Source organism: Nocardioides sp. CPCC 206348 (assembly GCF_048654705.1).
Lineage (GTDB): Bacteria > Actinomycetota > Actinomycetes > Propionibacteriales > Nocardioidaceae > Nocardioides.
Map to the genome: position 1 here is coordinate 35,468 of NZ_JBMCZA010000183.1, position 7,052 is coordinate 42,519.

The following is a 7,052-nucleotide window of genomic DNA, read 5'->3' on the forward strand; positions in this document are numbered from 1 at the left end:
TGCTCGAGCCCTCAGCCCGTCGGAGGGTGCTCGGAACGCGTCGTCCACCGCAGCGAAGGTGACCTCCGTCCAGTGCGCGATGGCCTGCGGAGCTGGTGCACTCCCTAGCTCTCGCGTGCGGGACTTGAGATCGCGCAGGTCTGCGATCTCGGCCCGGACGTCATCAGGAACAACGGTCTCGGCGAGCAGTTCGTCGAGATTCATCGGCGGGACACCCGAGTTGGTGTCGAGCCAGTGCAGGGTGACTGCGGGCCTGATGGCATAGAAGACCCGCTTCAGCCGGACGCTCCCGGCACCCTCGTCCGCGTGCGCCCACTGCGCCCGTCCGACGTGCAGGTAATGGCGTCGTAGCCGGACGGGATCGGTCACGGCGGCGACCAGCTCGAGCAGGTCATCGCGGAACTGCTGGTCGCCTCGGTAGACCCACGGCGAACGCAGCCACTCCCCAACCGTCGCGTTGCCGGCGACGGCCAGCCGAACCGCCTTGCGCAGGTCCCAGCCGTTGACGTCCAGCAGCCCCTCGAGCGGTGTCTCGATCACGTCGCGCGACGGCCACAGGTCGGCGTACGCCTTGCGGGAACGGACGTAGAAGAACCGGCAGTCGTAGTCACTGTCCGGAGATGCGAACCCCCACGCACGGCTGCCGCTCTCGATCGCCCACGGGACCCGGACGTCGTTGTCCTGCTCGACGGCAACCAGGCGTGCGTCGATGTCAGCAACGACGGTCGCGTCGAAGTCAGTGGGGATGGAGCGCATGCGCGCACGCTACGGCGCCGGCACGATGGCCAGCCAGCGAGTTCTCGGTCAGGCGACGCGAGGTGCCTGGCGGCGGCCCGGCAGGTCGTCCTTGAGATACCAGCCGACCCACGCAATCGGGAAGAAGGCACCGGCGAGGACGACCAGCGGTGCCCCTGCGCCACGACGGTGCTCACCGATCCCGGTCAGGATCATGAGCGACAGCGCAACAACTCCCAGGACCGCACCTGCGACGACCACCATCTGTTCAGGCTACCTGCACCGAAACGCCGACGGCCCGCCCCTCACGAGGAGGGACGGGCCGTGGTCTCGAGACGGTTGCTGCGCAACCTCCTCGACCAGCGTCGGGTCAGGCCTTCAGCAGGTTCCGCAGGACGTACTGCATGATGCCGCCGTTGCGGTAGTAATTCGCCTCACCGGGGGTGTCGATCCGGACGACGGCGTCGAACTCGACACCGGTGTCCGTGCTGACCTTGACCGTGCCGGGGGTGACGCCGTCATTGAGGGCGGTGATCCCCGTGAAGGAGAAGGTCTCCTCGCCGGTCAGGCCCAGCGTCTCGGCGGACTGGCCCGCGGGGTACTGCAGCGGGATGACGCCCATGCCGATCAGGTTCGAGCGGTGGATCCGCTCGTACGACTCGGCGATGACGGCCTTGACGCCCAGGAGCGAGGTGCCCTTGGCCGCCCAGTCGCGCGATGAGCCCGAGCCGTACTCCTTGCCGGCGAGGACCACCAGCGGGATGCCCGCTGCGATGTAGTTCTCGGAGGCTTCGTAGACCGACGTGACGGGGCCGCCCTCGACGGTGAGGTCGCGGGTGACACCACCCTCGGTGCCCGGAGCCAGCTGGTTGCGGAGGCGGATGTTCGCGAAGGTGCCGCGAATCATGATCTCGTGGTTGCCGCGACGCGAACCGTAGGAGTTGAAGTCGCGTGCCTCGACGCCGTGCTCGGCGAGGTAACGGCCGGCCGGCGACTCCTTCTTGATCGCACCGGCAGGGCTGATGTGGTCGGTGGTGACCGAGTCGCCCAGCTTCAGCAGCACCCGCGCACCGGAGATGTCGGTGACCGGGCTCGGCTGGTCCGACATGCCGTCGAAGTACGGCGCCTTGCGGACGTACGTCGAGTTCTCGTCCCACTCGAAGATCGCACCCTCGGGCGTCTGCAGCGCACGCCAGCGGTCGTCACCGGCGAAGACGTCGGCGTACGAGTCGCCGAACATGTCGGAGTTGATCGCCATCGCGATCGTCTCCTCGACCTCGGCCGGGCTCGGCCAGATGTCGCGCATGTAGACGTCGTTGCCGTCCTGGTCCTGGCCCAGCGGGTCCTTGAACAGGTCGACCTTCATCGACCCGGCGAGCGCGTACGCCACGACCAGCGGCGGCGAGGCCAGGTAGTTCATCTTGATGTCGGGGCTGATCCGGCCCTCGAAGTTCCGGTTGCCCGAGAGCACCGAGACGACGGCGAGGTCGTTGTCGTTGATCGCCTGCGAGACCTCGGGGATGAGCGGACCGGAGTTACCGATGCAGGTGACGCAGCCGTAGCCGACGAGGTTGAAGCCGAGCTTGTCGAGGTACGGCGTCAGGCCGGCCTTCTCGTAGTAGTCACTGACGACCTTCGAGCCGGGCGCGAGGGTGGTCTTGACCCACGGCTTGCGGGTCAGGCCCTTCTCGACGGCCTTCTTGGCGAGCAGCGCCGCACCGATCATCACCGACGGGTTCGAGGTGTTGGTGCAGGAGGTGATCGAGGCGATCGTCACCGCACCGTTCTCGAGCTCGAAGCTCGTGCCGTCGGCGAGCGTGACGGGGATCTTCGCGTCGACGTTCGAGCTGTAGCCCGGGAGCTCACCGGCGAAGGCCGACGCAGCGTTGGACAGCTCGACGCGGTCCTGCGGACGCTTCGGGCCGGCAAGGCTGGGGACGACGCTGGCGAGGTCGAGCTCGAGCTTCTCGGAGTAGCGCGGCTCCGCCGACGGGTCGTGCCAGAGGCCCTGCTCCTTGGCGTAGCTCTCGACCAGCGCGAGCTGCTCGTCGGAGCGCCCGGTCAGCTTGAGGTACTTGATGGTCTCCTCGTCGATCGGGAAGACCGCGATCGTGGAGCCGAACTCGGGGCTCATGTTGCCGATGGTGGCGCGGTTGGCCAGGGGCAGCGCGGAGACACCGGGTCCGTAGAACTCGACGAACTTGCCGACGACGCCGTGCTTGCGCACCATCTCGGTGATCGTGAGCACGAGGTCGGTGGCGGTGGTGCCCTCGGGCAGGTCGCCGCTGAGCTTGAAGCCGACGACGCGCGGGATCAGCATGGAGACCGGCTGGCCGAGCATCGCGGCCTCGGCCTCGATCCCGCCGACGCCCCAGCCGACCACGCCGATGCCGTTGACCATCGTGGTGTGGGAGTCGGTGCCGACGCAGGTGTCCGGGTAGGCCTGGGTCACGCCGTCGATCTCGCGGGTGAACGCGACACGGGCGAGGTGCTCGATGTTGACCTGGTGCACGATGCCGGTGCCCGGCGGGACGACCTTGAAGTCGGAGAACGCGGTCTGGCCCCAGCGAAGGAACTGGTACCGCTCGCGGTTGCGCTCGTACTCGATCTCGACGTTGCGCTCGAACGCCTCGGGCGTGCCGAACACGTCAGCCATCACGGAGTGGTCGATGACCATCTCGGCGGGCGCGAGCGGGTTGATCTTGGTGGCGTCGCCGCCGAGGTCCGCCATCGCCTCGCGCATGGTGGCGAGGTCGACGATGCAGGGCACGCCGGTGAAGTCCTGCATGATCACGCGCGCCGGCGTGAACTGGATCTCCTTGTCGGGCTCGGCGGTCTCGTCCCAACCGGCCAGGGCCTTGATGTCCTCGGCGGTGATGTCGGCACCGTCCTCGGTGCGCAGGAGGTTCTCCAGCAGGACCTTCAGCGAGAACGGCAGGCTGGAGACGTCCAGGCCCTCGCCGGTCACCGCATCGAGTCGGAAGATCTCGTAGGACTTGCCGTCCACATCCAAATTGCTCTTGGCGCCGAAGCTGTCCTTGCTGGGCATCCGGGTCTCCGTCCATCGACTTCTCGGTGTGGGGTACGTCTTCCCTGCATCCTGCCGCCGTCAGGCGGGGCACGGATAGTGAGGTCGACCTAACTTCCCACGGACATCGCTTCTTCGATATCTCTTGACGTCAAGATACATCAGAAGGTGTCGGAATTCCATCCGTCTCAGCGAATTGCGTGCGGTAGAGCTCGCCGTAGCGCCCGCCCCGGGCCAGCAGCTCGGCGTGGGTACCACGTTCCACGATCGTGCCGTCCTCGACGACCAGGATCTGGTCGGCTGCGCGGATCGTCGAGAGGCGGTGCGCGATCACCAGTGCCGTCCGGCCGGACAGCGCTTCAGCGAGGGCGGCCTGGACCGCGGCCTCGGACGTGGAGTCCAGGGACGCCGTGGCCTCGTCGAGGATGACGACCCGTGGCTGCTTCATCAGGAGCCGCGCGATCGTCAGGCGCTGGCGCTCGCCACCGGACAGCCGGTAGCCACGCTCCCCCACCACCGTCTCGAGGCCGTCGGGCAGTGCACCAACGAGATCGGCCAGCCGCGCACGCGTCAACGCGTCCCAGATCTCGGCGTCCGTGGCCTCGGGTCGGGCAAGCAGCAGGTTGCCGCGAATGGAGTCGTGGAACAGGTGGCCGTCCTGCGTCACCATCCCGACCGCTCCCCGGATCGACTCCGCCGTCAGGTCGCGTACGTCGACGCCGCCCAGCCGCACGGAGCCGGAATCGACGTCGTACAAGCGGGAGACGAGCTGCGCGATCGTCGACTTGCCCGCGCCCGAGGAACCCACCAGGGCCACCACCTGCCCGGGTTCGGCGCGCAGGGAGATGCCGTGCAGGACCTCCTCGCCGCCGCGCGTGTCGAGGGTGGCGACCGCTTCGAGGGAGGCGAGCGAGACCTTGTCGGCCGACGGGTAGGCGAAGCGGACGTCAACGAGCTCGACGGCCACTGGTCCGTCCGTGACCTTCCCGGCACCCGGGCGGTCGGTGATCAGCGGCGCGAGGTCGAGGACCTCGAAGACCCGCTCGAAGCTGACCAGGGCACTCATCACCTCGACCCGCGCGCTGGCGAGCGCGGTCAACGGGGCGTAGAGGCGCGTGAGCAACAGCGACAACGCGACCACGTCACCGGCGTCCAGGGTGCCCCGCAGCGCCAGGCTGCCACCGAGGCCGTAGACGACGGCGACGGCCAGCGCCGACACGAGCGTCAGGGCGGTGATGAAGGTCGTCTGGACCATCGCGGTGCGGACCCCGATCTCGGCGACCCGTCGGGCACGGGCCGCGAACTCGACCGACTCCTGCTCCGGACGTCCGAAGAGCTTCACCAGGGTGGCCCCCGGGGCGGAGAAGCGCTCCGTCATCTGGTTGCCCATGGCCGCGTTGTGGTCAGCCGCCTCTCGCTGGATCCCGGCCAGGCGCTTGCCCATCCGTCGGGCCGGAACCACGAAGACGGGCAGCAGCACGAGCGCCAGCAGGGTCACCTGCCAGGAGATCCCAATCATGACCACGAGGGTCAACGCGAGCGTGACCAGGTTGCCCACGACGCCCGACAGGGTCGAGCTGAAGGCCCGTTGGGCCCCGATGACGTCGTTGTTCAGGCGGCTGACCAGGGCGCCGGTCCGGGTCCGGCTGAAGAACGCGATCGGCATCCGCTGGACGTGGTCGAAGACCGCGGTGCGCAGGTTGAGGATCAGCCCCTCCCCGATCCGTGACGACAGCCACCGCGACCACAGCCCCATCGCGGCGTCGAGCACGGCGATGCCCGCGATGGCCAGCGCCAGCCGGACCACGACGTCCTGGGCGTCGCTCGCGACGATCGCGTTCACGACCTTGCCAGCGAGCACCGGCGTCGCGACCGCGAGGGAGGAGCTCGCGACGCTCAGCAGCACGAAGCCGATCAGCTGGCGCCGTTGCGGCCGGGCGAAACGGAAGATCCGGCGAGCGGTCTCCCAGCTGAAGTCCCGACGCTCGTCCGAGGCGTGCATCGCTCGGAACATCTGGCCCATCGCGACTGATTCCATGCTCATGGACCTGACGGTAGGACCTCAAGCCGACTTGAGGACAAGTCGCGCGCTCCCCACGTGCCCCAGAAAAGTTCTGGCGTGTCTGTCGTATCGACACACACCCCTTCGTGGAGAGGATGGAAGCGCCCCCAACCGACCCAGGAGGTCCCCCATGCGCACCCTGATCTACACCGCCTTCGTCTCCGTCGACGGCGTCGTCCAGGCACCCGGCCCGGAGGCCGACTACCCCAACGGCGGCTGGACCTTCCAGGGCATCGACTTCCTCGAGGAGGTCTACGAGCTCAAGGCCCGGGAACAGGAGGAGGCGAGCGCGCTCATGCTCGGCCGGGTCAGCTACCAGGCCTTCGCGCCGGTATGGCCGAAGATGACGACCGAGTTCCCGAAGTACAACGCGATGCCCAAGTACGTCGTCTCGACGACGTTGCAGGACGAGGACCTCGTCGACAACTGGGGCGACACCACCATCTTGCGCACGTTCGCCGACGTCGCGGCCCTCAAGGAGACCGACGGCGGTCCGATCTCGATCCACGGGTCGGCCAGCCTGGCCCGCGGTCTCGCGGACGCCGGTCTCCTCGACCGCTACCACCTGCTGGTGTTCCCCTGGGTCCTCGGCGAGGGCAAGCGGATGTGGAGCGAGACCGCCAAGGAGCGTCAGAAGCTGGCCCTGGTCGAGAGCGAGACCTACGCCAACGGCGTGCAGAAGCTCTGCTACGACGTCGTGCGCTGACCCGTTGCGCCGGGTCCGCCGGTTCCAGCAGGGGGCACCACCGCTCAGTTGCCGAGGGCCATGTCCGCCATCGCGGTGATGGCAGAGAACTGCAGGGTCCAGAGGTTCCCGTGATGGGGGTACTTCGCGACCATCGCGTCGACGAGCGCCTCGGGCGTGTCGTTCGCCTCGAACTCGACGGCGAAGTCCTGGATGTAGGCGCGTGTCTGCGCGAGCATGTCGCGCACCGCGTGGTCGTCGCCGTCAGGTCGACGGTGTCCGGCGACGATCATGGTCGGCTCGAGCCCTTCGATGAAGTCGATCGTCTCGAGCCAGTCCTTCCACTCCTCGGGGCCCGACAGGCCGAGCATGGGGTGGATCTCGTTGTAGACGGCGTCGCCAGCGACCACCAGGCCGAGTTCGGGCACGTGCACGATCGAGGTGGGGTGGATGTCGGCCTGCTTCACCGCGATGACCTGCAGTTCGACGCCGTCGACGGTCAGTGGGTCTGAGGGCAGCGGTTCGGGAAGCACGCCTTCGAG

Annotated in this window: 6 protein-coding genes; 1 reads left to right on the forward strand and 5 read right to left on the reverse strand. The window is 68.0% G+C overall.

Annotation, left to right across the window (positions count from 1 at the left end; genetic code table 11):
* The 4 genes from ACOADB_RS14930 to ACOADB_RS14945 all read right to left on the reverse strand — a co-directional run.
* On the reverse strand, positions 1–756 hold a 756-nt coding region (locus ACOADB_RS14930; RefSeq protein ID WP_378600083.1), incomplete at its 3' end, for a DNA polymerase beta superfamily protein.
* A gap of 48 nt (positions 757–804) precedes the next feature.
* Positions 805–999 (reverse strand): hypothetical protein, encoded by a 195-nt coding sequence (locus ACOADB_RS14935; RefSeq protein ID WP_378600085.1) that lies wholly within the window; start codon positions 997–999, stop codon positions 805–807.
* Positions 1,000–1,105: 106 nt separating this feature from the next.
* Entirely contained in the window at positions 1,106–3,784 is a 2,679-nt protein-coding gene (acnA, locus tag ACOADB_RS14940) for an aconitate hydratase AcnA (protein WP_378600088.1), read from the reverse strand.
* A gap of 130 nt (positions 3,785–3,914) precedes the next feature.
* Positions 3,915–5,807 carry an ABC transporter ATP-binding protein gene (locus tag ACOADB_RS14945; protein WP_378600090.1) on the reverse strand — a complete coding sequence of 631 codons (1,893 nt, stop codon included), beginning with the start codon at positions 5,805–5,807 and terminating at the stop codon, positions 3,915–3,917.
* 148 nt (positions 5,808–5,955) lie between these two features.
* On the opposite strand from ACOADB_RS14945, the gene ACOADB_RS14950 reads away from it, so the two are divergent.
* Positions 5,956–6,531 (forward strand): dihydrofolate reductase family protein, encoded by a 576-nt coding sequence (locus tag ACOADB_RS14950; protein WP_378600093.1) that lies wholly within the window; start codon positions 5,956–5,958, stop codon positions 6,529–6,531.
* A 44-nt stretch (positions 6,532–6,575) separates the two neighbouring features.
* Here ACOADB_RS14950 and ACOADB_RS14955 read toward each other — a convergent pair.
* The coding region (locus tag ACOADB_RS14955; protein WP_378600095.1) for an MBL fold metallo-hydrolase at positions 6,576–7,052 on the reverse strand (477 nt) is incomplete at its 5' end.

Coding starts and splice junctions, on each gene's coding strand:
- ACOADB_RS14935 (WP_378600085.1), bottom strand. CDS start 999: ATGGTGGTCGTCGCAGGTGCGGTCCTGGGAGTTGTTGCGCTGTCGCTC.
- acnA (WP_378600088.1), bottom strand. CDS start 3,784: ATGCCCAGCAAGGACAGCTTCGGCGCCAAGAGCAATTTGGATGTGGAC.
- ACOADB_RS14945 (WP_378600090.1), bottom strand. CDS start 5,807: ATGAGCATGGAATCAGTCGCGATGGGCCAGATGTTCCGAGCGATGCAC.
- ACOADB_RS14950 (WP_378600093.1), top strand. CDS start 5,956: ATGCGCACCCTGATCTACACCGCCTTCGTCTCCGTCGACGGCGTCGTC.